The sequence below is a fragment of the Agathobacter sp. genome (assembly GCF_977054825.1).
The window spans coordinates 112,502-138,810 of the sequence record NZ_CDRTEH010000002.1; the positions used below are offsets into that span (position 1 = coordinate 112,502).

At 40.6% G+C, this 26,309-nt stretch carries 26 protein-coding genes; 24 read left to right on the forward strand and 2 right to left on the reverse strand.

Annotated features, from left to right (window positions below; translation table 11 throughout):
* Positions 1-40 precede the first annotated feature (40 nt).
* The 6 genes from dnaK to thiI all read left to right on the forward strand — a co-directional run bounded on the left by dnaK (position 41) and on the right by thiI (position 7,996).
* Positions 41-1,939, forward strand: coding sequence for a molecular chaperone DnaK (gene dnaK / locus ACW6PM_RS02675; RefSeq protein ID WP_456056149.1), 1,899 nt, complete (start codon positions 41-43; stop codon positions 1,937-1,939).
* A gap of 156 nt (positions 1,940-2,095) precedes the next feature.
* A complete protein-coding gene (gene dnaJ / locus ACW6PM_RS02680; RefSeq protein ID WP_456056150.1) occupies positions 2,096-3,265 on the forward strand; it encodes a molecular chaperone DnaJ in 1,170 nt (389 codons plus the stop codon).
* A gap of 441 nt (positions 3,266-3,706) precedes the next feature.
* Positions 3,707-4,678: a 50S ribosomal protein L11 methyltransferase gene (gene prmA, locus ACW6PM_RS02685; RefSeq protein WP_456056151.1), complete on the forward strand. Its 972-nt coding sequence runs from the start codon at positions 3,707-3,709 to the stop codon at positions 4,676-4,678.
* 11 nt (positions 4,679-4,689) lie between these two features.
* On the forward strand, positions 4,690-5,430 hold the full coding sequence (locus ACW6PM_RS02690) for a 16S rRNA (uracil(1498)-N(3))-methyltransferase (RefSeq protein WP_456056152.1): 741 nt from the start codon (positions 4,690-4,692) through the stop codon (positions 5,428-5,430).
* 158 nt (positions 5,431-5,588) lie between these two features.
* A complete protein-coding gene (locus ACW6PM_RS02695; protein WP_308499231.1) occupies positions 5,589-6,743 on the forward strand; it encodes a cysteine desulfurase family protein in 1,155 nt (384 codons plus the stop codon).
* 68 nt (positions 6,744-6,811) lie between these two features.
* The gene (gene thiI, locus ACW6PM_RS02700; RefSeq protein WP_012742741.1) at positions 6,812-7,996 is read left to right on the forward strand and encodes a tRNA uracil 4-sulfurtransferase ThiI; all 1,185 of its coding nucleotides are present in this window, start codon (positions 6,812-6,814) and stop codon (positions 7,994-7,996) included.
* Positions 7,997-8,069: 73 nt separating this feature from the next.
* Here thiI and ACW6PM_RS02705 read toward each other — a convergent pair whose 3' ends face one another.
* Positions 8,070-8,312, reverse strand: coding sequence for an HPr family phosphocarrier protein (locus ACW6PM_RS02705; protein WP_012742740.1), 243 nt, complete (start codon positions 8,310-8,312; stop codon positions 8,070-8,072).
* 87 nt (positions 8,313-8,399) lie between these two features.
* Between ACW6PM_RS02705 and mtaB the strand changes: the two genes are divergently transcribed.
* From mtaB to ACW6PM_RS02795, 18 genes are all read left to right on the forward strand, one after another.
* Positions 8,400-9,704: a tRNA (N(6)-L-threonylcarbamoyladenosine(37)-C(2))-methylthiotransferase MtaB gene (gene mtaB / locus ACW6PM_RS02710; protein WP_456056153.1), complete on the forward strand. Its 1,305-nt coding sequence runs from the start codon at positions 8,400-8,402 to the stop codon at positions 9,702-9,704.
* Positions 9,705-9,764: 60 nt separating this feature from the next.
* The gene (locus ACW6PM_RS02715; RefSeq protein ID WP_012742737.1) at positions 9,765-10,031 is read left to right on the forward strand and encodes an IreB family regulatory phosphoprotein; all 267 of its coding nucleotides are present in this window, start codon (positions 9,765-9,767) and stop codon (positions 10,029-10,031) included.
* Between the two features lies 1 nt (position 10,032).
* Positions 10,033-10,464: a Holliday junction resolvase RuvX gene (gene ruvX / locus ACW6PM_RS02720; RefSeq protein WP_012742736.1), complete on the forward strand. Its 432-nt coding sequence runs from the start codon at positions 10,033-10,035 to the stop codon at positions 10,462-10,464.
* Between the two features lie 5 nt (positions 10,465-10,469).
* Complete coding sequence (locus ACW6PM_RS02725; protein ID WP_012742735.1) at positions 10,470-10,733, forward strand: DUF1292 domain-containing protein; 264 nt, start codon at positions 10,470-10,472, stop codon at positions 10,731-10,733.
* Positions 10,734-10,772: 39 nt separating this feature from the next.
* The gene (locus tag ACW6PM_RS02730; RefSeq protein WP_308650799.1) at positions 10,773-12,446 is read left to right on the forward strand and encodes a ribonuclease J; all 1,674 of its coding nucleotides are present in this window, start codon (positions 10,773-10,775) and stop codon (positions 12,444-12,446) included.
* Between the two features lie 9 nt (positions 12,447-12,455).
* Positions 12,456-12,866 carry an endolytic transglycosylase MltG gene (locus ACW6PM_RS02735; protein ID WP_012742733.1) on the forward strand — a complete coding sequence of 137 codons (411 nt, stop codon included), beginning with the start codon at positions 12,456-12,458 and terminating at the stop codon, positions 12,864-12,866.
* Between the two features lie 49 nt (positions 12,867-12,915).
* Complete coding sequence (locus ACW6PM_RS02740) at positions 12,916-13,557, forward strand: O-methyltransferase (RefSeq protein ID WP_015569366.1); 642 nt, start codon at positions 12,916-12,918, stop codon at positions 13,555-13,557.
* 50 nt (positions 13,558-13,607) lie between these two features.
* Positions 13,608-14,861 carry a peptidase U32 family protein gene (locus ACW6PM_RS02745; protein ID WP_022293414.1) on the forward strand — a complete coding sequence of 418 codons (1,254 nt, stop codon included), beginning with the start codon at positions 13,608-13,610 and terminating at the stop codon, positions 14,859-14,861.
* Between the two features lie 124 nt (positions 14,862-14,985).
* Entirely contained in the window at positions 14,986-15,711 is a 726-nt protein-coding gene (locus ACW6PM_RS02750) for a LytR/AlgR family response regulator transcription factor (protein WP_055162359.1), read from the forward strand.
* Between the two features lie 3 nt (positions 15,712-15,714).
* Positions 15,715-17,019, forward strand: a complete 1,305-nt coding sequence (locus tag ACW6PM_RS02755) for a sensor histidine kinase (RefSeq protein ID WP_456056154.1) — start codon at positions 15,715-15,717, stop codon at positions 17,017-17,019.
* A 111-nt stretch (positions 17,020-17,130) separates the two neighbouring features.
* Entirely contained in the window at positions 17,131-17,721 is a 591-nt protein-coding gene (locus ACW6PM_RS02760) for an accessory gene regulator B family protein (RefSeq protein WP_456056155.1), read from the forward strand.
* Entirely contained in the window at positions 17,714-17,875 is a 162-nt protein-coding gene (locus ACW6PM_RS02765; protein ID WP_015569362.1) for an AgrD family cyclic lactone autoinducer peptide, read from the forward strand. The genes ACW6PM_RS02760 and ACW6PM_RS02765 overlap by 8 nt, the downstream gene beginning before the upstream one ends.
* Positions 17,876-17,906: 31 nt before the next feature.
* Positions 17,907-18,302 carry a hypothetical protein gene (locus ACW6PM_RS02770; protein WP_015569361.1) on the forward strand — a complete coding sequence of 132 codons (396 nt, stop codon included), beginning with the start codon at positions 17,907-17,909 and terminating at the stop codon, positions 18,300-18,302.
* 53 nt (positions 18,303-18,355) lie between these two features.
* Positions 18,356-18,748, forward strand: a complete 393-nt coding sequence (locus ACW6PM_RS02775) for a hypothetical protein (protein WP_015569360.1) — start codon at positions 18,356-18,358, stop codon at positions 18,746-18,748.
* Positions 18,749-18,782: 34 nt separating this feature from the next.
* On the forward strand, positions 18,783-20,012 hold the full coding sequence (locus ACW6PM_RS02780) for a hypothetical protein (protein ID WP_456056156.1): 1,230 nt from the start codon (positions 18,783-18,785) through the stop codon (positions 20,010-20,012).
* Positions 20,002-21,498, forward strand: a complete 1,497-nt coding sequence (locus ACW6PM_RS02785; RefSeq protein WP_055222645.1) for an extracellular solute-binding protein — start codon at positions 20,002-20,004, stop codon at positions 21,496-21,498. The genes ACW6PM_RS02780 and ACW6PM_RS02785 overlap by 11 nt, the downstream gene beginning before the upstream one ends.
* Positions 21,495-22,358, forward strand: a complete 864-nt coding sequence (locus tag ACW6PM_RS02790; protein WP_456056157.1) for an ATP-binding cassette domain-containing protein — start codon at positions 21,495-21,497, stop codon at positions 22,356-22,358. The genes ACW6PM_RS02785 and ACW6PM_RS02790 overlap by 4 nt, the downstream gene beginning before the upstream one ends.
* 2 nt (positions 22,359-22,360) lie before the next feature.
* Positions 22,361-24,466, forward strand: coding sequence for an ABC transporter permease (locus ACW6PM_RS02795; RefSeq protein ID WP_456056158.1), 2,106 nt, complete (start codon positions 22,361-22,363; stop codon positions 24,464-24,466).
* 110 nt (positions 24,467-24,576) lie between these two features.
* Here ACW6PM_RS02795 and aroC read toward each other — a convergent pair whose 3' ends face one another.
* Positions 24,577-25,680 (reverse strand): chorismate synthase, encoded by a 1,104-nt coding sequence (aroC, locus tag ACW6PM_RS02800; RefSeq protein ID WP_456056159.1) that lies wholly within the window; start codon positions 25,678-25,680, stop codon positions 24,577-24,579.
* Positions 25,681-26,309 lie beyond the last annotated feature (629 nt).

The window sequence follows — 26,309 nt, forward strand, 5'->3', positions numbered from 1 at the left end:
AAACAGGTAAAAACACTATATTTAATAGGAGGAAAATAAAATGGGCAAAATCATTGGTATTGATTTAGGAACAACAAACAGCTGCGTAGCAGTTATGGAAGGTGGAAAACCTACAGTTATAGCAAATCAGGAGGGTGCAAGAACTACTCCTTCAGTAGTTGCTTTCACAAAGACAGGAGAGAGACTTATCGGTGAGCCTGCAAAGCGTCAGGCAGTTACAAATGCTGAGAAGACAATTTCTTCTATCAAGAGACATATGGGTACAGATTACAAGGTACAGATTGATGACAAGAGCTACAGCCCACAGCAGATTTCAGCTATGGTGCTTCAGAAGTTAAAGGCTGATGCAGAGGGCTACCTCGGTGAGAAGGTAACAGAGGCAGTTATCACAGTACCAGCTTACTTCAACGATGCTCAGCGTCAGGCTACAAAGGATGCAGGCAAGATTGCAGGTCTTGATGTAAAGCGTATCATCAACGAGCCTACAGCAGCAGCACTTGCTTATGGTCTTGACAACGAGAAAGAGCAGAAGATTATGGTTTATGACCTTGGTGGTGGTACATTCGATGTATCTATCATCGAGATTGGTGACGGAGTCATCGAAGTATTATCTACAAACGGTGATACACGCCTTGGTGGTGATGATTTCGATAACAAGGTAACACAGTGGATGATTGACGAGTTCAAGAAGGCAGAGGGTGTTGATCTTTCTACAGACAAGATGGCACTCCAGAGATTAAAGGAAGCTGCTGAGAAGGCTAAGAAGGAGCTGTCTTCAGCTACTACTACAAACATCAACCTTCCATTCATCACAGCTACAGCAGAGGGACCAAAGCATTTCGATATGACTCTTACAAGAGCTAAGTTCGATGAGCTGACACATGACCTCGTAGAGAGAACAGCAATCCCTGTACAGAACGCTATGAAGGATGCGGGCATTACAAATGCAGACCTTGGACAGGTATTACTTGTAGGTGGTTCTACACGTATTCCAGCCGTACAGGACAAAGTAAAGCAGATGACAGGAAAAGAGCCAAGCAAGTCTCTTAACCCTGATGAGTGCGTAGCAATCGGTGCTTCTATCCAGGGTGGTAAGCTTGCAGGAGATGCCGGTGCCGGCGAAGTACTTCTCCTTGATGTAACTCCACTTTCTCTTTCAATCGAGACAATGGGTGGTGTTGCTACAAGACTTATCGAGAGAAATACAACTATTCCTACAAGAAAGAGCCAGATATTCTCTACAGCTGCTGATAACCAGACAGCCGTTGATATCAACGTAGTACAGGGTGAGAGACAGTTCGCCCGCGACAATAAATCACTCGGACAGTTCAGACTTGACGGTATCCCACCAGCACGTCGTGGAGTTCCACAGATTGAGGTTACATTCGATATCGATGCAAACGGTATCGTAAATGTATCTGCTAAGGATCTTGGAACAGGTAAAGAGCAGCACATCACAATCACAGCAGGATCTAATATGTCTGATGATGAGATCGATAAGGCTGTTAAAGAGGCTGCTGAGTTTGAGGCACAGGATAAGAAGAGAAAAGAAGCAATCGATGCAAGAAATGATGCTGAGAGCTTTGTATTCCAGACAGAGGATGCATTAAAGCAGGTTGGAGATTCTGTTGATGCCGCTGATAAGTCAGCAGTTGAGGCTGATATCGCAGCAGTTAAGTCATTCCTTGATGCACATAAAGAGGCAGAGGCTATGACAGAGGCTGATGTTGCAGAGCTCAAGGCAGCACAGGAGAAGCTCACACAGAGTGCACAGAAGGTATTTGCAAAGATGTATGAGCAGGCTCAGGCAGCACAGGGTGCAGCAGGAGCAGGTCCTGATATGAACGCAGGAGCAGGTCAGGCAGGTCCTGATATGAATACAGGTGCTTCAAACGGTGCAGATGATGATGTCATCGACGCAGATTTCAAGGAAGTATAATTAAACAGATGCTGCCATAATGATATGAGGATTAATGACCTGTAATCCGGGTTATTAATCAAAGCATCAGAATGGCTGCGCAAGTAAAATCACTCGCAAGGTTGGCCGCTTGGCCGGCCTTGCGAATTAGTTGTATAATAAAAGGAATTTTCAATTATGGCAGAAAAAAGAGATTATTATGAGGTATTAGGAGTATCTAAGACCGCAACAGATGCAGAGATTAAAAAAGCCTTCAGACAGCAGGCAAAGAAATATCATCCTGACATTCATCCGGGTGATAAAGAGTGTGAGGAGAAGTTCAAGGAGGCTCAGGAGGCCTACGCCGTATTGTCTGATCCGGATAAGAGACGCCAGTATGATCAGTTTGGTCATGCAGCATTTGACGGCACAGGTGGTGGAGCCGGTGGCTTTGATTTCTCAGGCATGGATATGGGGGATATTTTTGGGGACATTTTCGGAGATTTCTTCGGAGGTGGAAGAAGCAGTGGCAGAAGAAATGGTCCTGCACAGGGTGCAAATGTCCGTCTCAGTGTAAGAATTTCTTTTGAGGAAGCTATATTTGGCTGCACAAAGGAGCTTGAATTCAACTATAAGGAGACATGCTCTACATGTGGAGGAAACGGAGCTAAGCCTGGCACATCTCCTGAGACATGTACTCAGTGTAATGGTACAGGTAAGGTTGTCAGACAGAGCCAGTCTCTGTTTGGAGTAGTGCAGAATGTCACAACATGTCCATCCTGCGGTGGTTCGGGCAAGGTAGTAAAGGATAAGTGTCCTACATGTCACGGTACAGGCTACAATACCAAGAAGGTCAGAAAGACTGTTGAGATTCCAGCCGGTATAGATAATGGACAGTGTGTCAGAATACGTGAATACGGTGAGCCGGGCATAAATGGCGGACCGCGTGGAGATCTTCTTGTTGAGGTTCTTGTTTCAAGCAGCAGGGATTTTGAGCGTCAGGATGTTAATATCTTTTCAAAGGCATCCATCTCATATGCTATTGCAGCCTTAGGTGGAGATATAAGAATCAAGACTGTTGATGGAGATATTATATACACAGTTGCACCGGGTACACAGACCGGTACAAGAATCCGCTTAAAGGGTAAGGGTGTTCCTTCAACAAGAAATAAAGCAATAAGAGGTGACCATTATGTCACACTCGTTGTCAGTACGCCTACAGGCCTTTCTAAGGAAGCAAAGGAGGCTCTTAAGAAGTTTGATGAGCTTTCAGGCGGCTCTCTGACCAGGGAGGGCGGAGCTTCTACTGATTCTAAAAAGAAAAAAGGATTTATGGATAAGCTCAAGGAGTCTTTGGATGATCTGTAAATAGATGATTTGTAATAGATGTTCTATGATAGATGTCCCGCCATGTGTGGCGGGGCATTTTTTCGGCTGTCTTTACGTATAAAACTATTGTTAACAGTCGATATGTACAATTTCAGTTACTGTTCAGACGCAAGCTTGACACCACGCTGTCAAGCTATGCGCCATAGTGTTAATTATTGAGTGATTACAGCCCCTGCCTCGTAGAGGCATTTTAAATGGGCTGTAATCGTTGCTGGTCACACTGTTAGGTGTGAACAGTAACCAATTTCAATATTCAATTTCAATGTAAAAATTGGGGCTTTTATACAGCACATTTTTATGGTATTATATGAGGTAAGTTGTGGAGGCAGTCGTATGACTGCCTTGTAAAATGTACGGAAATGTTTTGAAATAAAACTGTATTTATACTATGTATCTATTTTATTAAGAGAGGATTTTTATATGAAGTGGAAGAAATACACGATTGAGACAACAACCGCGGCTGAGGATTTCATGAGCAGCATGCTTATGGAGCTTGGTATCGAGGGAATCGAGATTGAGGACAATATTCCTTTGACCAAGGAGGACCAGGCGGATATGTTTATTGATTTTCTGCCGGAGCTGCCTCCTGATGAGGGCATAAGCCATGTCAGCTTTTATATTGAGGATGATGGCAGTGACCAGTCAGATATGCTTAGGAAGGTGAAGCTTGGACTTGAGGATTTAAGAGACACTGTTGATGTGGGAAGCGGTGTGATTTCATCATCTGAGACAGAGGACCTCGACTGGATCAATAACTGGAAGAAGTATTTTTCATCCTTTACAATCGGAGATATATTGATCAAGCCTACCTGGGAGGAGGTAAAACCGGAGGATGCGGATAAATTTATGATAGAAATTGATCCGGGAATCTCCTTTGGTACAGGAAAGCACGAGACAACCCAGCTTTGTATCAAGCAGCTTATCAAGTATATTGAGGGTGCAAAGGAAGCACCTAAAGTGCTTGATGTGGGCTGTGGAAGCGGAATCCTTTCCATTGTAGCTTTAAAGCTTGGGGCAAAGGAGGTTGTAGGTACAGACCTTGATGCTGACTGCATGATTTCTACTCGTGACAATATGCAGGTCAATCATCTGGATGAGAAGCTTGGCACGTTCTATGTCGGCAATCTCATAGATGATACAGAGCTTCAAAAGAAGGTCGGCACCGAAGAATACGATATCGTTGTTGCAAATATCCTTGCCGATGTCATCATTCCTATGGCACCTGTTATTCCGGACAGGCTAAAGGAAGGCGGATATTTTATCACATCGGGAATCATAGATTTCAAGGAAAATGAAGTAAAAGAGGCTATCGAAGCAGCAGGGCTTAAGGTGGTAGAAATCAATCATCAGGGTGAATGGGTCAATATCACTGCGCAGAAGCAGGCTAAATAGTTTGGTGGATTATGTATCAGTTTTTTGTAGAGGAAGAGCAGGTTCATTCTGACAGCATCTCTATCATCGGAGGTGACGTAAATCACATAAAGAATGTACTGCGCATGAAAAACGGGGAAAAAATAAGAGTGAGCTCAAAGTCGGGACAGGCATATTTCTGTCATATATCATCGATTTTGGATGATGAGGTCATCGCAGCTATCGACAGTGCAGATGAGGCGGGTACAGAGCTTGACAACCACATTGTGCTGTATCAGGGGCTGCCAAAGGGCGATAAGCTGGAGCTTATTATTCAAAAGGCTGTGGAACTTGGTGTATCCGAGATTGTTCCGGTTGCCATGAAAAACTGTGTGGTAAAGCTGGACGAAAAAAAGGCAGCAAAAAAGCTGCAGAGATGGCAGGCTATTGCTGAGAGCGCCGCAAAGCAGTCAAAGCGCACAGTGATCCCCACTGTAAAGCAGCCGGTTACATACAGGGAAGCATTAAAAAGCGCATCAGAGCTTGATGTCACGCTGGTGCCATATGAGAATGAGCGTGGCATGGATGCGACAAGAGAGATAATGGGGCAGCTTAGGTCTGGTCAGACAATTGGTGTTGTAGTGGGCCCGGAGGGCGGTTTTGCGCCGGAGGAGATAGCACTTGTGGATGAGCGTGCCACAATGCACAGAATAAGCTTGGGGCGCAGGATTTTACGCACGGAGACAGCAGGGCTTGCCACACTTGCCATGCTTGTATACAATCTGGACGTGTAGATTTGCAAATGCATATGGTGGTTTTGAATAGTTATGAATAATTAAATAGAGATATTTAGCAGTTACAACATTAAAGTATGCAGATATTTAATTTTCATAATATAAAAATTAAAATACAGAGATATTTATCGGTTACAAAGTAGAAGTCAGGAGAAAAAATGGAAGCATATTTGGATAATTCTGCCACAACCAGATGTTCAAAGGCAGCGGCAGATATGGTTTATAAGCTGCTTACAGAGGATTACGGTAATCCTTCATCGCTTCATATGAAGGGCGTTGAGGCAGAAAATTATATTAATGATGCTAAGAAAAAGATTGCAAAGACACTCAGGGTGCAGGACAAGGAGATACTCTTTACATCCGGTGGCACAGAGTCGAATAATACGGCAATAATAGGTGCTGCAATGGCAAATAAGCGAGCCGGAAGGCACATCATCACATCCTCTGTCGAGCATGCATCGGTTTTGTCTGTGATGCAGTTTCTTGAGGAGCAGGGCTTTGAAATCACATATCTGCCTGTTAACCATGACGGCGTGATAAGTGTTGAGGAGCTGAAAAATGCCGTAAGGGAGGATACGATTCTTGTATCGCTTATGCATGTAAACAATGAGATTGGCGCTGTCATGCCGATTGAGGAGGCAGGAGCAGCTATAAAAGAGAAAAATCCTGCAACACTTTTTCATGTGGATGCCATACAGTCCTACGGCAAGCTTGAAATCAGGCCGAAGCGCATGAATATAGATATGCTTTCGGTCAGCGGACACAAGATTCACGGACCCAAGGGCAGCGGCTTTTTATATATAAAGGACAAGACCAAAATCAAGCCGATTATATACGGAGGAGGCCAGCAGAAGGGCATGCGCTCAGGCACGGAAAATGTTCCGGCATATGCAGGTCTTGGAGTTGCAGCCGAGGAAATTTACACAGATTTTGACAAAAAAACAGCACATATGTATGAGCTCAGAGATCATTTCATAGAGTCAGTGCAGCGTATTGAAGGTGTATCAGTAAACGGACGCACGGATCATACCAATGCCCCTCATGTGGTAAGTGTGAGCGTGGATGGTGTGAGAGCAGAGGTTATGCTCCACACTCTTGAGGACAGGCAGATATATGTGTCTGCAGGAAGTGCCTGCTCATCAAACAAACCGGCAATCAGCTCAACACTAAAGAGCATAGGGCTTAAGCAGTCGCTTTTAGATTCCACGATCAGATTCAGCTTTTGTGTCAATACCACCCAGGAGGAGATTGATTACGCTGTATCAGTGATGGCTGAGGTGATACCAATGCTTCGAAGATATACAAGACGCTAAAAGGTTACGTATACAATGAAATATTTAGTAATTAAAAATAGTAAATAAAACCAGAACAGGAGAGTTACATGTATAAGACATTTTTGATCAAGTATGCTGAGATTGCGATAAAGGGCAAAAACAGATACATTTTTGAGGACGCGCTCGTTAAGAATATCAAATATCAGCTTCGCAATGTGGATGGAAGCTTTGAGGTAAGAAAGGAAAGCGGACGTGTGTACGTGGAGACAGACGGAGACTATGATTATGACGAGACAGTTGCCACATTGTCAAGAATCTTTGGTATCGTGGGTATCTGTCCGGTCGAGCTGCATGAGGACGAGGGCTTTGATAAGCTCTGTGAAGCAGTTATCGAGCATATCAACCATGTATACAAGGATAAGAGCTTTACCTTCAAGGTAAACGCGAGACGTGCCAGAAAGAACTATCCGATGACATCTATGGAAATAAATGCCGCTGTAGGTGAAAAGGTGCTTGAGGCATTTCCTGAGACAAGGGTAGATGTACATAATCCGCAGGTTATGATCAATATCGAGATCAGACCTATGATAAATATTTATTCAGAGGAGATTCCTGGACCGGGCGGTATGCCGCTTGGCACAGCAGGAAAGGCAATGCTTCTGCTCTCCGGTGGAATCGACAGCCCGGTTGCAGGATACATGATTGCAAAGCGAGGCGTGGTAATCAATGCCACATATTTCCATGCACCGCCATATACGAGCGAGAGAGCAAAGCAGAAGGTTGTAGACCTCGCAAAGAAGGTTGCCAGATATTCAGGCAGGATAAAGCTGCATGTTGTCAATTTTACAGATATACAGCTTGCCATATATGAGAAATGTCCTCATGATGAGCTGACCATCATCATGCGCAGATACATGATGAAGATAGCAGAGCACTTTGCCGATGAGGATAAATGCTTAGGCCTTATCACAGGAGAGAGCATCGGACAGGTTGCAAGCCAGACAATGCAGTCACTTGCTGCAACAAACGAGGTGTGCCATATGCCTGTATACAGACCGCTCATTGCCATGGACAAGAATGATATCATTGATATATCAAACAAAATTGATACCTATGAGACATCGATTCTTCCGTATGAGGACTGCTGTACTATTTTCGTGGCAAAGCATCCTGTTACAAAGCCGAATATCAACAGGATTAAGAAGTCTGAGGAAAGACTTAATGATGTGATAGATGAGCTTATGAAGACAGCTATAGATACTACAGAGGTGATTATGGTGGATGCTGAGTAATCAGTGCCACCTTTAAGCAAAATAAAAAGGACCTGAGCTTCAGGTCCTAATTAATCAAATCATTGTGTCTGTATTACTTGGCTTCGTCGATGATATATGGCTTTAATACTTCCATAATCTCGTCAAGTCCGGTTTCTGTATGTATAGCGAGCTCTATTGGCTTAGAAAGGTCTAAGCTGAAGATACCCATAATTGATTTAGCATCAATGACATATCTGCCTGATATTAAATCAAAATCGAAATCAAACTGAGTAATAGCGTTAACGAATGATTTTACTTTCCCAATGGAATTTAATGAAATCTGTACTGTTTTCATATTGAAAACCTCCTTAAATAACTACTGTCATATAGATAGTAATAGTTTTTTAAGGAAAAGTCAATTAAATAGGAGTAAAAAAATAAAATGAAAAAAGCAGCCTTACATAATTTAGGATGTAAAGTAAATGCATATGAGACAGAGGCCATGCAGCATCTGCTTGAGGAGGCGGGCTATGAGATAGTTCCGTTCACACAAAAAGCTGATGTGTATGTCATAAATACCTGCTCAGTCACCAACATGGCTGACAGAAAATCCAGACAGATGCTTCACAAGGCAAAGAAAAACAATCCGGACTCAATAGTTGTGGCAGCCGGCTGCTATGTGCAGACAAGTGAAAAAGAAGTATTAAACGACTTATCGGTGGATATTGTCATCGGAAATGACAGAAAGCATGACCTGGTAAGGCTGCTTGAGGAATACTCTTTGGACAGTGTAAGCGATACTGTGGACGATATAAATGATGGAAAGCATGATTTTGAGGAGCTCTTTATAGACCAGACAAAGGAGCATACGAGAGCCTTCATCAAGGTGCAGGACGGCTGCAATCAGTTTTGCAGCTATTGTATCATTCCGTATGCCAGAGGACGTGTCAGAAGCCGTATGTTTGAAAATGTAATAGCAGAGGTTGAAAGACTCGCGGCAAACGGCTTCAAGGAGGTTGTGCTGACAGGTATCCATCTAAGCTCATACGGTGTGGATTTTGAGGAAGCTACAGGCCTTCTTGAGCTGATACAGGCGGTGAACGCGGTAAAGGGCATAGAGCGTATCAGGCTTGGCTCACTCGAGCCAAAGATTGTGACAGAGCACTTTGCGAGCGAGCTTTCAAAGCTTGATAAAATCTGTCCTCATTTCCATCTGTCACTCCAGAGCGGCTGCGATGCAACGCTTAAGAGGATGAACAGAAAATATACCACTAAAGAGTACGAGAGAGGCTGTGAGCTTTTGCGTAAATATTTTGTTCATCCGGCCATCACAACCGATGTGATCGTGGGATTTCCGGGCGAGACAGAGGAGGAGTTTGCGCAGACTAAGGCATATCTTGAGCGTATACATTTTTATGAGATGCATATCTTTAAGTACTCAAAGCGAAAAGGCACCCGCGCCGCAGTGATGCCTGACCAGATAGATGAGCAGGTTAAGGCGGCACGAAGCGAAAAGCTCATAGCACTTGGTCATGCCATGTCTGAGGAGTTCAGGAAATTCTATATCGGAAAGAATGAGGAGGTCCTTTTTGAGGAAAGGACCGTAATCGGTGATAAAGAATATTTTGTCGGATATACTAAGGAATATGTCAAGGTCGCTAAGGAAACTGACGAAAACCTTGAAAATCAGATAGTTTCAGGCCGTGTATCGGGTATGCTTACGGACGAAATATTACTCTTCGAATAATAAAAGGTTGTAATTTTATTACATTTATAATAAAATAATATTACAAGAAGGGCGAAACGTATGGAAAAAAATATTAACAACACACAATTTTTTACAGTTCAAAAGGAGCCTGAGCTTCAGGTAAGCGATGTACTCGAGATTGTGTACAAGGCATTAAAGGAAAAAGGCTACAATCCTGTTAATCAGATTGTTGGATATATTATGTCCGGAGATCCAACATATATCACAAGCCACAATAACGCTAGAAGTCTCATCATGAAGGTTGAGAGAGACGAGCTTGTGGAGGAGGTTCTCAAGACATACATTGAGAACAGCGCATGGGATTAATATGAGGATATTAGGTCTTGATTTTGGTTCAAAGACAGTCGGAGTAGCGGTGAGCGACGAGCTCTTAATCACAGCACAGGGCGTTGAGATAGTGCGTAGGAAGTCGCCATCCAAGCTCAGACAGACTTTGGCACGTATTGAGGAGATTATAGCAGAGTACAAGGTGGACAGGATTGTGCTCGGCTATCCTAAAAACATGAATAACACGGAAGGAGAACGCTGCGAGAAGACGAAGGAGTTCGGTGATATGCTTGCAAGGCGGACAGGTCTTGAGGTCATATACTGGGATGAGCGTCTTACTACAGTCGCAGCCGACCGTTCTATGATGGAAACCGGCATACGCAGGGAGAATCGCAAGGAGTTTGTTGATGAGATAGCAGCGATTTTTATTTTGCAGGGATATTTGGATTATCTGTCAAATAGTCGGTCTTAGTTTTTATGCAGAAAATTAAATTTACTGATCCGCAGACCAATGATGTTGTCGAGTTTGCGGTTGAAGAAGAGACAACACTTAATGGAACACGATATCTTTTAGTTTCCGAAGGAGAAGAAAGCGGAGACTGTGAAGCATATATTTTAAAAGAAGTAAGCACAAAGGATGAAGAGGTGCTTTATCAGATGGTTGAAGACGATGTTGAGTTTTCGGCTATTGCTAAGGTATTTTCTGAGCTTACGGATGATGACACTGCACTTGAATATTAGGATTGCAGTTGTACGTGAAATAAATTTGGAGGTAATATTTTGAAGAAAACAGAAAAACAGAATACAGGTAAGCTTAAGATCATTCCACTTGGAGGATTAGAGCAGATTGGAATGAATATTACTGCCTTTGAGTATGAGGACAGTATTATTGTGGTAGATTGCGGATTGTCATTCCCTGAGGACGATATGCTGGGAATAGATTTGGTTATCCCTGATATCACATATCTTAAGGAGAACATCGATAAGGTCAAGGGCTTCTTTATCACTCATGGACATGAGGATCATATCGGTGCTATTCCTTATGTACTTAAGGAGATAAATGTACCGATATACGCTACAAAGCTTACCGTCGGAATTATTGACAGAAAGCTCGAAGAGCATGGCATGCTTAAGACTGTCAAGAGAAAAGTCGTAAAATACGGACAGCACATCAACCTTGGCTGCTTCAGAGTTGAGTTTATAAAGACTAACCACAGTATCCAGGATGCAGCAGCGCTTGCTATCTATTCACCGGCAGGTATAGTTGTGCATACAGGCGATTTCAAGGTGGATTATACACCTGTATTTGGAGATGCAATCGACCTTGCAAGGTTTGGCGAGATTGGAAAGAAGGGCGTGCTCGCGCTTATGTGCGACAGTACCAATGCAGAAAGACCGGGCTTCACACAGTCTGAGAAGTCTGTCGGAAAGGTATTGGACGGCATCTTTGAGGATCACAGGAAAAACAGAATTATCATTGCTACATTTGCATCAAATGTAGACCGTGTGCAGCAGATTATCAACTGTGCGGAGAAGTATGGCAGAAAGGTGGCCATCGAGGGACGAAGCATGGTAAATATCATTTCGATAGCCTCAGAGCTTGGCTATCTGTCGCTGCCTGACAATATTCTTATAGATGTAGAACAGCTTAGAAGCTATCCTGATGAGCAGACTGTCATCATCACGACAGGAAGCCAGGGAGAGTCAATGGCAGCTCTTTCACGTATGGCAAACGGTACCCACAGAAAGGTATCCATAAAGCCAAACGATACCATTGTATTCAGCTCAAACCCTATACCGGGAAATGAGAAGTCGGTTACAGGTATCATTAATGAGCTCATGATGAAGGGTGCAGACGTTATATTCCAGGATGTCCATGTTTCCGGTCATGCCTGTCAGGAGGATATCAAGCTTATTTATTCTCTTGTCAATCCAAAGTACGCAATCCCTGTTCATGGAGAGTACAAGCATCTTGTGGCACAGGCCAAAATAGCCGAGCAGCTCGGATATGATACAGACCACATCAAGATCCTTTCATCAGGAGATGTGCTTGAAATCAATGAGGACGGTGCCAAGGTGACAGGCAGAGTGCATGTGGGCAATGTCATGGTCGATGGACTTGGTGTAGGAGATGTAGGAAATATCGTGCTCCGTGACAGACAGCGTCTGGCTGAGGATGGAATCATCATCGTTGTGATGACACTTGAGGCAGGCTCAGGACAGCTGCTTGCAGGTCCTGATATTGTATCGAGAGGATTTGTATATGTGCGCAATTCAGAGAGCCTGATGGATGAGGCAAAATGCGTGCTGGATGACACAATGGAGCGTCTGACAGACAACAATGTGACAGACTGGGGCAAGATAAAGACAGAGGTAAAGGATGCATTGGGAGACTTTGTTTGGAAGGAAACAAAGAGAAGACCGATGATTATACCTATAATTATGGAAGTGTAGGAACAGCTTATGGATTTTAACAAGGCTTTATTTGGTTTTATAAGGGTTGCTTTTTCAATAATGATTGCTCTTTTAGTGCTGTTTGCGGGCATAAAAATCTGCAGCATCTGCTATGATTTTGGCTACAGAGTTTTTACTGAGCCTGCCATGACAAATGGCGATGGTCAGGATGTACTCGTTCAGGTGGAAAAGGGCATCTCCGCAGAGGAGCTTGGACAGCTTTTAGAGGACAAGGGCCTTGTAAGGGATCACAATTTATTTTATCTCCAGCTTAAGCTGTCTGCTTACTCAGGACATATAAAGCCAGGGATATACACACTCAACACTTCAATGACGGCAAAGGATATGATGGTAATCATGTCCTCCGACAAGAGCGATGAAGAACAGACACAGACTACGGAGCCTTCGGATACACAGTAATTATCCGTTAAGCACATTTGTGTCAATAATTAGATTAGGAAATACAAGAATGATAGTTGATGAGAGACTTGTCACATATATCAATTCCTTGGACAGAGGCAACACGCCTGTATTAGATGAGATAGAGAAGGAAGCCTTAAGAGACTTCGTTCCGATTATCAGAAAAGAGATGCAGAGCTTTTTAAAGCTGCTTCTTGCAATGCAAAAACCAATGCGTATTCTCGAGGTGGGAACAGCGGTTGGTTTTTCTGCCGTTTTGATGGCAGAGTATGCACCGAAGGGTTGTCAGATAGTGACGATTGAAAATTACGAAAAAAGAATACCTATCGCAAAGGCCAACTTTGAAAGAGCCGGGAAGCAGGAGCAGATTACACTCTTAGAGGGCGATGCAACGGAGATACTTCCACAGCTTGAAGGACAGTTTGACATGATATTTATGGACGCGGCAAAGGGACAGTATATCAACTTTATGCCGCAGGTGCTTCGCCTTTTAAAGACAGGCGGGGTGCTGGTGTCCGACAATGTGCTGCAGGATGGCGATATCATAGAATCGCACTATATCGTTGAGCGCAGAAACCGTACCATCTACAAGCGTATGAGGGAGTATCTCTACGAGCTTACACACTCAGATGAGCTGGTGACGGCAGTGATGCCTATAGGCGATGGAATTACGGTGTCAACAAAGCTATAGTAACCGGTGTAGAATATATTGGATGAATACAAAACTGTATGGGAGAAAAAATGAGAAAAATAGAATTACTTTGTCCGGCGAGCAGCCTGGAGGTACTTAAGATAGCAGTTATATATGGAGCTGATGCAGTTTACATCGGTGGAGAGGCATTTGGACTAAGGGCCAAGGCTAAGAATTTCTCCATGGAGGAGATGGCAGAGGGTGTTGCCTTTGCACATGCTCACGGTGTGAGAGTGTATGTTACTGCCAATATTTTGGCTCACAACTATGACCTTGACGGAGTGCGTGAATATTTTACAGAGCTTCACAACATGAAGCCGGACAGACCTGATGCACTGATTATTGCAGACCCGGCAGTTTTCATGATTGCAAAGGAGGTCTGCCCAGAGATAGAAAGACATGTCAGCACACAGGCCAACAACACGAACTACGGCACATATCAGTTCTGGTGGAATCTCGGAGCCAGCCGCGTGGTGACAGCCAGAGAGCTTTCGCTTAAGGAGATAAAGGAGATAAGAGGGCATATAGATGACAGGATGGAGATAGAGACCTTTGTGCACGGAGCAATGTGTATCTCATATTCCGGCCGATGTCTGCTTTCCAACTATTTCACAGGCCGTGATGCGAATAAGGGCGCATGTACACATCCGTGCCGCTGGAAATACTCTGTTGTGGAGGAAAAGCGCCCGGGTGAGTATCTGCCGGTATACGAGAATGAGCGTGGCACATATATCTTCAACTCAAAGGATCTGTGCATGATAGAGCATATCCCGGATCTGATTGATGCAGGAATAGACAGCTACAAGATAGAGGGACGTATGAAGACCGCTCTCTATGTGGCAACAGTAGCAAGAACCTACCGCAAGGCGATAGATGATTATCTTGAGTCACCTGAGAAATACGAGGCAAATATGCCATGGTACTTAGAGCAGATAAAGAGCTGTACCTACAGACAGTTTACCACAGGCTTTTTCTACGGAAAGCCTTCGGAGGAGACTCAGATATACGATAACAATACTTACGAGAAGGGCTACACCTATCTTGGAATAGTTGGTGCTCCAAATGAAAAAGGTCTCTACCGTATGGAGCAGAGAAACAAGTTCTCAGTTGGCGAGCAGATTGAAATCATGAAGCCAAACGGAGACAATGTGCTTGCAACAGTGCTTGCACTTGTTGATGAGGATGGCAATGAGATGGAATCCTGCCCGCATCCACAGCAGGTATTCTATGTAAAGCTGTCAGAGACACCTGATGAGTTTGATATTTTAAGACGTCAGGAGAATGAGGCTATCGCTTTAGATTAAAATAATTGTTTTTTAGGAATGAATCCGCTATACTAAATTATAGTATTGCGGATTTTTTTGTAAAAAAATATATACAGATTATTTAAAAATTTGTTGAAATACAACAGATAGTAATGGAGAAAAAATGTTAAAAATAGCTATATGTGATGATGAAAAAGTATTTAGAGATAATATAAATAAATATGTTGCAGCCTATTTAAATGAAAAAGAGATTTCTTATGAAATAGATACATTTTCATCAGGTAAGGAAATAATAGATTTAGGAATTGAAATTAAACAATACAACATCATTTTTTTGGATATTAATATGGATGATGTTGATGGAATTGTTACGGCACAAAAAATCAGGGAATATAGTTCTGAAATATATATTGTATTTGTGACAGCCTATATAAATTATTCGTTGGAGGGCTACAAGGTCGATGCCATAAGATATCTGTTGAAAAATAATACTAATTTGGAGGCTTCCATAAGCGAATGCATGGATGCCATTCTTCATAAGATGAATTTGGTAGTAAAAAAGAAAAAATTCAAGTTCAATGAAGGAGAAAAGGAGATTAATATAGACAATATACTATATATTGAAAGCAAATTACATAAACTGCAATTCTATATCATGGAGGATAAAATCAAAATCTATAATTTATATGGCACATTAAATGAGCTGGAAAATGAACTAAAAGATTTCCATTTTATTAGAATCCATCAAAGCTATTTGACTAATTTGAAATATATTAGGAGTGTTAAATGCTATAAAGTACTGTTATGTAATAATCAGGAATTGCTCATACCTAAGGCAAGATATAAGAATGTGAAGGATGCATTCATTTCATATAAGGGAGAATTGTGATATATGTTTACATATTTTTTCAGTTTAGTAATTATTATATTTGAAGCGATATGTTGTAATTTATTTTACGATGTTTTTTGCAAAGAAAATTCGAGATTAAGAAAAAGTCAAAAAGTTTTGCTGATGCTATCATTGATTTGCTGCTATTATTTATGCGGATTATTTTTGTCTGATATGCTTATATTGAAAATGACGTTGGTTGTACTGGCTGCAGTTATAATTATGAGTTTTTATTTTGAAATTAGTATAAAAAAATCAGTCATTTTTGCATTATTATATCAAGGATTATCAATCATAGTTGATTATATAGCTTATATTAGTAATAACACAATTATTTCAAAAGCGGGTGAGGTACAAAAAGGATATGCGTTAGAGGGAAGCTTGGTTGTTATTTTTAGCAAGATTACTGTATTTTTATGTATCTTACTGCTAAAAAAACACTTTGGAAAAAAATCAACAGAGACTTTACCTGACAAAATATGGGGAAGATTTTTGTTTTTTCCTGTATTTACAATAATTACAATTATAGCAATGATTATGACGTTTCAATATACAAAAAATGAAGTGCAGGCGAACGTTTTATATTCTATCTCTTTGGGATTGGCTGTGATGAATATATTTGTATATTTCCTGATTAACGATATTGTAACCAGTGAAGCTAAATTGCATGAAAAGGAAATATTGGGACTACAGTTTAAAAACCAAATTGATATGTACCGTTCTATTTCGGAAAATTATGAAATTCAGAAAAAAAAGTCACATGAATTTAAAAATCATATATTGTGTATAGAATCTTTATTGGAAGCTCATGAATATGACAAGGCAAGTAAATATGTAAGAAATATCAGCAATACTTTTATTGGAGAAAAAAATGTAATCAATACAAATCATGTGATAATAAATGCGATTCTTAATACAAAGTATCAGGAGGCTATCAGTAAGAATATTGTTTTTGTGTTTAAGGTAAATGATTTATCAAAAATTGTAATAAAGGATGAGGATCTGGTAGTAATTTTAGCAAATCTGCTAAATAATGCCATTGAAGCATGTGAAAAATGTGAGGAAAAGAAAACTATAAAACTAAAATTTGTGATAGAGGAAAATCTTATAGTTCTTTCAGTGAAAAATACATGCAGTAATCCAATTATTTACAGTGATAATGAAATAAAAACAAGTAAAAAAGATGAACCGGAAATGCATGGCATTGGCATAAAAAATATTATTCAAATTGTAGAAAAATACAATGGCGAATATGTTATTGAAAATAAGGACGATGAATTTAGTTTTTCTATAATTATCCCGTTATAATATGTAACCGTAGTTTATGTCCATTTTCTGCAAAAAATGTCCGATTTGTGCAGGGATTATTGATTTTATCTATTATGTTAGATAAAATTATAAAAAAGGGAAGAAAAAGACATGGTGAAAAATATAGTTAATGCTATAGTGGAACAAATGGAAAAAGAAAATTTATTGAATATAGAGATGAAAGAATATTTCACATATAGTATAGCTATGATTATAGAAAAATGGATTACTATTATATCAGTGCTATTTGTTGGCGGGATTTTTAAACAGTTTGTTCAAATGATGTTATTTTTATTCTTTTTTCTATTATTAAGGAAAAGGACTGGGGGATATCATGCAAGTTCATTTTTGCATTGTTATATAGAAACAATAATTATTAGTATAGTTGTTATTCATATGTGTTTAATATCAGTTCGTTACATGATGGTTGTTTATTTACTGGTTATATGCTCTGTATTAGTAATAAGTTTTATAGGAACAGTAAATCATCCTAATTTGGCATTGGATTATGTTGAAGTTAACGAGTCAAAGAAGGCTGCTAGATGTATTTTAGCAATAGAAAGTATTATAATAGTATTGCTTATTGTGCTTGATGTATGTAGGTTATGTGTTTGTTATATGTCTGCTTCTATTATATTATGCGCATTACTTTTGGGGTTGGCAAAAATTATTAAACAGGAGGTGAAATTTGAAAATGAATAGTTTGAAAAGACTAACATTAGAACTTGTCAAAAAAGTAGTTATTTTCGAGATAAAAAGAGATAATGAAACCCATTCATTTTGCGCTTGTATTTTATATCAACCTAAAAGACCTGAAAAAGGAAGATTTCAGGTAACAAATAATAGAAACATATAATTAATTATATCAAAGAAGAAGGAGAAAAAATATGAACAAAATCACAAAAGCGAATTTTAAGAAATTGGTTTTAGTACTCACTTTAACATTAGTAATGACTCTAGGTATGAGTATATCAGTATTTGCAGCTACAGGTGCCATTAATGGATACGCTATTACTGGCTCATCTCATATAACTCGTACAACAGCAAGCGCATCAACAACATATGAAAAAAGGACAGGTTCTATTTCGGTAGACTCAACCTATAGTTATGTTAACACATATACGCTTGCGACAGGTAGTAGTACTAAAAGTAAAGGCTATTATACGTCAGTTGAAATTAATTTTTCAGCACCATATAATTGCCATAGTGTTAGAATAAGAAGTTCACATAAAGTTTCTGCATATGGTCAGACATGGTCTTCAAATTCAACAGCGGTATATTGATTTTATCAGTATAATTTAGTAATATTATTAAAAGAAAAGGATGAGGAAAAAATATGAACAAAATCACAAAAGCGAATTTTAAAAAATTAGTTTTAGCATTAGCATTAACGTTAGTAATGACTTTAGGCATGAGTATATCAGTGTTTGCGGCTACAGGTGCTATCAATGGATATACAACTAGAGCTTCATCAACTATTCGTCAACAAAAGGCGAGTGCCTCTACATCATATGATTATAATGGATCTGTTAGTGTATCATCTACTTACAGTTATGTAGATGTTAATACTCTGGCTACAGGGACATATACAAAGAATAATGCACATTATAGTCATTGTTCAGTTGAGTTTTCAGCTCCAAGTAATTGTCATAGTGTTAAGATAGTAAGCTCACATAAAGTTTCAGCTTTTGGTCAAATATGGAGTACAAAGACATCAGCAACATGTTAATTAATATATATTTTTTTTGGGGGGGGAAGGTAGTATGAAGAAAAAACATATATTTATCGCATTCATCATCTTCATACTTATCACCTGTATTGTGACTGCGGTTTTTATAATAAAGAATAAAAACCGCAGTACCTCTAATACGGTATACACATATTCCAATGTAAATCCGGATTATAACTACTCTGAGGATAATGTATTATATCTTGATGGCTCGGGAATATTGCATCTTATTGATACAGTATCCGGCAAGGACATTGTCTATTGTGACAAGCCAAACTGCACACATGAAGGATACTCACGCACAAATCAGAATCCTTCATGCCCTGCAGCTTTTTATGGATTGTCAAAAGCTGGAGCGGTAATTTACAATGATCATCTCTATTTTATAGGAAATATGTCAGATGAAGACATGACAATACAGTATCTGTATGTGATGGATTCTAATGGTGAGAATCGAAAAAAAACAGCTAAATTAGAGAATGTTCAACATGTTAAGGCTGTTTTGTACAGGGATAATTATGTTATAGGAGCTTACAGCAACAGTGTGGAGCTTAATGATGAAGGACAGATTATAAATGATGATAAGCCTGAAGCCGGTATTTTTGTTATAGATCTTGATAATTACAAGGTGTATATGAGTGATAAGATAACAAGCGAACAGTCAAATATTATGGACATATATTATGAAGACGGTGCAGTGTACTATTCGACTGTGCGGTTTGGAGATGATGTTACAGAGCTGATGATAGAGGAGGGCGCGACAGCTGATGCAGAGTCTTTTGCCTACGATAATATGCTTAATGGAATATATCAATATGATATAGCAGATGAAAAGACAACATGTCTGACGGAAATAGACCATATTAACAATCTTAGGCTGTTAGATGGCGATGGTTATTATTCGTCAAAGGATGGATATTTTGTGTTTGACACCGAAAGCAGACAGACAAGACAGCTTCCGATAGATGCGGATGGAAAAACACAATATGGACCATTAAAAAAGAGCGGAGATTTTCTATATTATGCCCTTTCTGAAGAAAACAGTGATGAAGTGACATATTACCGCTTGAAGGATGATAAGAGTGAAGAACTGATGAAGCTGTCTACTGAAAAGGCATTTGGTATTGAAAACATATGCGGTCAGTCGGTATATGTCAACTATACTGATGATGAAGGCGAATTTTCACTTGGAGTTATAAGTCTTGATAATCTGAATAAAGGCAATTTTAATCCGAGAAAATTGAGGTGCTATAATGAAGAATAAGAAAAAGGGTGTTTTAATAGCAGTTGTAGTGATTGCCCTGATCGTGGCGGCAGTAGCAGCGGTATGTATTAATAAAAAAGCAGGCGATTCAGGAAAACTTAAAGAGGGACAGACCGAGACAACAGTCAAAAAGTCGGATACAAAGGTCATAACATTTGCTGTACCCGATATTTGCAGGATTGATGAGAATAACCTTAAGCAGTTTAATGCTGCACTTATGAGTGATGGCTACAACTATGAGCTGAATATAAAATATCTGGAGTATGATGAATACAGCCAGAAGCTTGAAAGTGCCTTTGCTGCCGGGGAAACAGATGTTGCATTTTTAGGTTTAGGCGATGAGAATGGAAATAATCCGGTATATGACCTTATAAGTTCGGATCTTGTCTTAAATCTCGATGATGTTTTGTCGAAAGATCAGGGAAAGACACTTTATGATGCTTTCCCAAAGAATCTTTGGGAGATGGCAAAATGTGACGGACATATTTATTCCATACCATCGGCACTTGCAGATGATAATGGAGTTTATGCTGCATTTAACAGGGATTATATCTCAGATGATGTCATAAATTCGTGGGATGGAAGCATAGATGGAATTTATCAGATACTCAAGGCTTCAGAGTGGGATAACAGCAAAGCTCCGGGATTTCAATATCTCATAAACGGATATGTATTTGGAGATATGATCGGCTGTGAGATAAGAAACGGACTTTGCTTCGATTATGATACGATGTCAGTCGAAAATCCACTGGAATCGCAAAAGTTTACGGAATATCTTAAGGGGCTCGATAAGATGAAAAAAGACGGATACCTGAAGGACGATGAGACCGGTGAGATAACATACCTTAATAATATCGGATTAAATAATGAGGAAATATTACAAAATGTTAAGTCCGGCAATTTTGTTGTAGCTTTGTGTTCCGGAGAGATAGACGAGAATTTTCAAAAAGATAATATAGCGGTAAAAACAGTAGAGCATTATCTGACATCAAGGGTAAACGCATCCATTGGTATAGCGAAAAACACTAAGGATGTTGATGCTGTGGTAGAGTTTTTAGGTCTGTTATATGGAAACGGAAAGTACGCAGATATTCTCCTGTATGGACAGGAAGGCACGGATTACAAGGTCGTAGACGGTGTTGCATGCAATACGGATGGTACTGATCTGGAGGATGACTATTTAAGTAAGCTCTGTCTGGATCTGTTTATAAATGTATATCCGGTAACAGGTGAAAGATACATGGAAAATCGAAAAGATGAGTTTTTTGCCCTTTATGACAATGCCGGAGTATCTCCGTTTATCGGTTTTGAGCCTGATACGGAGAATTTGAACAATATCTCAAATGATCTTTCGGATTTCATGAATGGCTTAAATGGTAAGTCGGTTGAGGAGAGTATAGAAGGTGCAAAGGAAAAGCTTACAGCAGATGGAATGGACAGCTATCTTGACAGTGTAAGAAACCAGTGGGAGGAATATAAACAATGACACTTGAATTGGAGGGGCTTACAAAAGTTTATAAGGATAAAACTGCGCTGGATGATGTGTCTTTTTCATTTACACCCGGCATATATGGGCTTTTGGGACCTAATGGAGCCGGTAAATCAACTATGATGAATCTCATTTCTGACAATCTGACTCCATCAAAAGGCCGTGTGCTGCTTGACGGAAGGGGCATAGACGAGCTTGGAAGTGAATACAGGAAGCTTCTCGGATATATGCCACAGCAGCAGAATATTTATCCGGAGCTTAGTCTTAGGCGTTTTCTTTACTTTATGGCATCCCTGAAAGGATTAAAAAAGAGTGAAGCCGGGGAAGATATAGATCACTATGTGCGCATGGTAAAGCTTGATGATGTCCTTGGAAAGAAGCTTGGAGCTTTTTCGGGTGGAATGAAGCAGAGAGCACTGATAGCACAGGCACTTATAGGCAATCCCGGCATCCTTATACTGGATGAGCCGACGGCGGGGCTTGACCCAAAGGAGAGAATCAGAATCCGTAATCTGATATCAGAGGTTGCAAAGGACAAGATCGTTATTATTGCGACTCATGTGGTTACGGATGTTGAGTTTATCGCCAAAGAGATAGTTATGTTAAGCAACGGTAAAATAATAAGGAGTGGTTCTCCGTCAAAGCTGCTTCAGGAGCTGGATGGAAAGGTATGGAATATTTTTTTATCGGATAATGAGATAGATGAGGTGAACACCGGATACAAGGTGAGCAATATTTCAAGGGATGCAGACGGTGTCATAGCCCGCATTATTGCCGATTCGTATGATGGCAGCTGGCAGAAGGAGGCTGTGCGGCCAAATCTTGAGGACTTGTATTTGTATCTTAATGGGGACTGAAAATGGATATAGTAAAAAACGAAATATGTAAACTATTGACTAAAAGAACAGTGCTTATTCTTTTGTTTTTGCTTGTTCTGAATCCTGTTCTTGGACTGTATACCATGAATACTGTAAATGATGATGGGTATACAGATAAGGACTACAGCGCGCTGTATGGCGAAATAAGCAATTACAGCCGTGAGGAGGTTTTGCCGGAAATTGAACAAAGGCAGATGACGGCAGAAACTTACGGCAGGATTAGTCTGTGCAGCAGGGTATACAAGGAAGTAGGAGCATGTCTGTCTTATGATGAGTATCTCGACTCTGTAAATGAAAAGGCTGACGAGATTTCGATTATGAATAAGTTTTCCGGCAATGGAGGCTTCGCAGAGAAAAATGCTGCTAAAACGAGCAGAGTCTACAGTAAGCTTAAAGGTACAGTGCCTGAGGTTATTGATGCATCGGGACTTTTGAATATTACAGACAATGAGCTTACCGACTATGTGGCTGTGATTATGCTTTTTATCATTGCGCTCAATCTTGTGTTTTATGAAAAAAGCGAGAACCAGCTTGCATTGCTTAGAACAACTGCAAGGGGCAGAAGGCAGCTTATGGCGTCAAAGTCATTTGTGATGATTATGGCGGTCGTGCTTATCACCTTGCTGTTGTATGGCATCAATGCAGTCATAAGCATGTGCTTTTACAATCCGATAAATCTGAAAAGTCCGCTTCAAAGTGTTTATCTGTACTATGGCAGTCCGTTTAAGCTTAGTATAGGACAATTTCTGGCATGCTATTTTCCTGTGAAAATAATAAGCTTTATATTGCTTGGCTTGTTTTTTATGCTGATATGCGCAGCGCTTGACAATATTATATTTGTGTTCGTTGCTTCTGCAGTGACCGTGGTTATTGAGGCTATCTGCTACACAACGATATCAGGAACCAGCTTCCTAGCCTTCCTTAAGTACATAAATATCATGTACGGAGTCAGGACAGGCAGACTTTTTTCTGATTATGTCAATATCAATCTGTTTGGATATCCGCTTAATACCGGGGTATTGTATGGCTTGTTCTGGCTTGTGTGTATAGCTGTATGTATTTTTGCGGTTACAAATTATCTCAATTCGGTGCATGAAAAGAAGCTGCTTTTACTGCCCGGCTTTGCCTGCGGTAAAAATACAGGCTGCCATACATCTTTATTTTTGCACGAATGCTATAAGGCACTTGTTCCGGGAAAAGTGTTACTTATTTTGATTGCAGCAGCTCTTTTTGTGGTATGGTGGAATCCGGCAGAGAAGCTTTCCTATGACTCGGTTGATGAGGTGTATTACAAGGAATATATGGACAAATATTATGGACCTTTAACTGCCAAAACCAATGAGCTTCTGGATGAAGAAAGAGCAAAATACGACCGGCTGTCAGATAACATTGCTTACGATATGGCACAGGGGAAGAGTGAAAGCTATATCAATATAAAGTACAAGGATGAACTGAGCAGACAGGAGGCATTCAACAAGCTTACAGCACATGTGGATTATCTTAAGACGTTAAATGAGGGCTGGCTGTTTTTTGAAAAGGGCTATGATATCCTTACCGACAGAACAGACTTCAAAAACCGTGATACAGCACAGGCCTTTGTGTATGTTATTCTCCTAATAGCAATAGCCTGCGGTATATGCGGAGCGGATTATGCAAACCATGAAATCCGGCTTTTAAGGACTACCCGCCGTGGCAGGAAGCAGCATATGGGAATCAAATGCATACTTGGCTTTTTGGGCACTGTCACAGCATTTGCACTTGTATATATTGTGCGGCTGTGCAATGTGCTTTTGGCATATGGCACGCAGGGGCTTAATGCTCCGGCGGCAAGTATGGAGCATTTGTGGCGTGTTTCGCAGAATATATCGGTAGGGCAGTATATACTTATCATAATGCTGATGCGCTTTATAGGGGGATTACTGGTCAGCCTGTTTGTTTTTGCAATGTTTAAATACTTAAGAAGCGGCATGTCTGTGATTATATCATGCGTCCTTTTTATTGTGCTGCCACTGGCGCTTGTGGCTTTTGGGGTGACGAATGCGCAGTATATGTTGTTAAATCCGCTGCTTCTTGGAAATATATTCTAAAATATATTTTAAATTCATTAGGAAAAACATTACAGATTGTTCCAATGAAATAGATAAAAAAGCATCTGTCCGGAAAAAACAGGATAGATGCTTTTTACTATAAGATAAAGTTATAATTTTTTATAAAAATCTGTGATGCGGTCCATGCGTGCTCCCATATTCATAAGCAGTGCATCCGCAATAGTAATTGCAGCCATAGCTTCAACAACAACAACAGCACGTGGCACGATAATCGGGTCATGACGTCCCTTGATGGAAATCTCTATATCTTCACCGGATTTATTTACAGTGTGCTGTGTAGCTGCGATTGAAGGAGTAGGCTTTATGGCGGCTCTGAAAATAAGCGGTGAGCCGTCTGTCATGCCGCCGAGAGTACCACCGGAGTGATTTGTCTCTTTTGAAACAGCGCCATCCCTCATAATAAAGGCATCATTGTTTGTAAGTCCGGTTGCCCTTGCTGCATCAAAGCCATCGCCGATTTCGAAGCCCTTTACAGCTCCGATAGACATAATAGCTTTTGCCAGATTGGCATCAATTTTCTCGAATACGGGATCACCGAGCCCGATAGGAAGACCTGTGATGACACATTCACACACACCGCCTGAGGAATTGAGTGATTTAAGGCATTCCTCCAGATATTCAGAAGCTTTTAGCGCTGCATCGGCATCAGGCATATATAGTGAATTGTTGTAAATCTCATGGGCATCAAAATTAACCTCATTAATTGTAACAGGACCTATTGATCTGGTGTATGTAAGAAATTTTATGCCAAGGCTCGAGAGCATCTTTACAGCGATAGCACCTGCTGCAACACGGCCTATTGTCTCGCGTCCCGAAGAACGACCTCCGCCTCTGTAGTCTCTGAAGCCGTATTTCTTATCAAAGCAAAAGTCAGCATGCCCCGGACGATAGTACGAAGCAATCTCACTGTAATCCTTTGATTTCTGATTTTTATTCCACACAACCATAGAAACAGGTGTGCCTGTAGTCTTTCCCTCAAACACACCGGAGAGAATCTCAACCGCATCATCCTCCTTGCGTGGAGTAGTGAACTTGGACTGTCCCGGCTTTCTTCTGTTTAAGAATATCTGAATATCCTCCTCACACAGCTCAAGCCCCGCAGGAACGCCGTCCACAACGACACCTAAGCCCTTTCCGTGTGATTCTCCCCATGTTGTTACCTTAAAAATATTTCCGTATGATGAACCTGCCATGATGGTCTCCTTATTATAAATAATAATGGGTAACTATTTAAACCTCTGAGAACAAAAAATGATACATCATGCTTGCATGTAAACAGCATTTTGGGTTTTCAATGTGACTCGAATAGTTACGATAATAAATACATTATAATTAATAGCAAGTTGAATAGTCAAGAAAACTATGATATTATTTTATTTAGGTAACTTTCGAACTATGTTTGTATGTAATTATGTGATTAAAGGGTCAAAAGGTATCATCGATGCATGCTTGCATGCCTGTATATGCAAAGCGCAAATTAAGCGAAGCAGAATTTAAGCGAAGCATAATTAAGCAGCATCATTTGTAGCAATTTTGCCACAACGTAAGGCACGTAAGCCGCGGCCACCGCGGGCGTACACGTGTTGCCCTGGGAGCGAATAGCGAAGCTGTTTAGAGTCTGTAGAATTATGCTTCGATACACAGAAATGCACCGGCAGGGACGCCGGGGCAAGGAGCTATCGAGCCACGGAGGGCGAGTAGCGACGGTTTCGTCAGCCAGAGAAAATCTATAAGCATAATTCGTACAGAATCTTAACAGCGCAGCGTAGCGAACAGGGCAGCGCGTGGACGCTCACGGTGACCGCGACTTACGAGCCGTCCT

Excerpts from the sequence above, each read along its gene's own strand:
- ACW6PM_RS02705 (WP_012742740.1), bottom strand. The coding sequence starts at position 8,312 with ATGAAAACAGTACAGATTTCATTAAATTCCATTGGGAAAGTAAAATCA.
- ACW6PM_RS02750 (WP_055162359.1), top strand. The coding sequence starts at position 14,986 with ATGTTAAAAATAGCTATATGTGATGATGAAAAAGTATTTAGAGATAAT.
- ACW6PM_RS02790 (WP_456056157.1), top strand. The coding sequence starts at position 21,495 with ATGACACTTGAATTGGAGGGGCTTACAAAAGTTTATAAGGATAAAACT.
- ruvX (WP_012742736.1), top strand. The coding sequence starts at position 10,033 with ATGAGGATATTAGGTCTTGATTTTGGTTCAAAGACAGTCGGAGTAGCG.
- ACW6PM_RS02795 (WP_456056158.1), top strand. The coding sequence starts at position 22,361 with ATGGATATAGTAAAAAACGAAATATGTAAACTATTGACTAAAAGAACA.
- ACW6PM_RS02735 (WP_012742733.1), top strand. The coding sequence starts at position 12,456 with ATGGATTTTAACAAGGCTTTATTTGGTTTTATAAGGGTTGCTTTTTCA.
- ACW6PM_RS02770 (WP_015569361.1), top strand. The coding sequence starts at position 17,907 with ATGAACAAAATCACAAAAGCGAATTTTAAGAAATTGGTTTTAGTACTC.
- thiI (WP_012742741.1), top strand. The coding sequence starts at position 6,812 with ATGTATAAGACATTTTTGATCAAGTATGCTGAGATTGCGATAAAGGGC.
- dnaK (WP_456056149.1), top strand. The coding sequence starts at position 41 with ATGGGCAAAATCATTGGTATTGATTTAGGAACAACAAACAGCTGCGTA.
- ACW6PM_RS02775 (WP_015569360.1), top strand. The coding sequence starts at position 18,356 with ATGAACAAAATCACAAAAGCGAATTTTAAAAAATTAGTTTTAGCATTA.
- ACW6PM_RS02725 (WP_012742735.1), top strand. The coding sequence starts at position 10,470 with ATGCAGAAAATTAAATTTACTGATCCGCAGACCAATGATGTTGTCGAG.
- ACW6PM_RS02760 (WP_456056155.1), top strand. The coding sequence starts at position 17,131 with ATGGTGAAAAATATAGTTAATGCTATAGTGGAACAAATGGAAAAAGAA.
- ACW6PM_RS02765 (WP_015569362.1), top strand. The coding sequence starts at position 17,714 with ATGAATAGTTTGAAAAGACTAACATTAGAACTTGTCAAAAAAGTAGTT.
- ACW6PM_RS02740 (WP_015569366.1), top strand. The coding sequence starts at position 12,916 with ATGATAGTTGATGAGAGACTTGTCACATATATCAATTCCTTGGACAGA.
- dnaJ (WP_456056150.1), top strand. The coding sequence starts at position 2,096 with ATGGCAGAAAAAAGAGATTATTATGAGGTATTAGGAGTATCTAAGACC.
- ACW6PM_RS02785 (WP_055222645.1), top strand. The coding sequence starts at position 20,002 with ATGAAGAATAAGAAAAAGGGTGTTTTAATAGCAGTTGTAGTGATTGCC.
- ACW6PM_RS02715 (WP_012742737.1), top strand. The coding sequence starts at position 9,765 with ATGGAAAAAAATATTAACAACACACAATTTTTTACAGTTCAAAAGGAG.
- ACW6PM_RS02755 (WP_456056154.1), top strand. The coding sequence starts at position 15,715 with ATGTTTACATATTTTTTCAGTTTAGTAATTATTATATTTGAAGCGATA.
- mtaB (WP_456056153.1), top strand. The coding sequence starts at position 8,400 with ATGAAAAAAGCAGCCTTACATAATTTAGGATGTAAAGTAAATGCATAT.
- aroC (WP_456056159.1), bottom strand. The coding sequence starts at position 25,680 with ATGGCAGGTTCATCATACGGAAATATTTTTAAGGTAACAACATGGGGA.
- ACW6PM_RS02780 (WP_456056156.1), top strand. The coding sequence starts at position 18,783 with ATGAAGAAAAAACATATATTTATCGCATTCATCATCTTCATACTTATC.
- prmA (WP_456056151.1), top strand. The coding sequence starts at position 3,707 with ATGAAGTGGAAGAAATACACGATTGAGACAACAACCGCGGCTGAGGAT.
- ACW6PM_RS02690 (WP_456056152.1), top strand. The coding sequence starts at position 4,690 with ATGTATCAGTTTTTTGTAGAGGAAGAGCAGGTTCATTCTGACAGCATC.
- ACW6PM_RS02695 (WP_308499231.1), top strand. The coding sequence starts at position 5,589 with ATGGAAGCATATTTGGATAATTCTGCCACAACCAGATGTTCAAAGGCA.
- ACW6PM_RS02745 (WP_022293414.1), top strand. The coding sequence starts at position 13,608 with ATGAGAAAAATAGAATTACTTTGTCCGGCGAGCAGCCTGGAGGTACTT.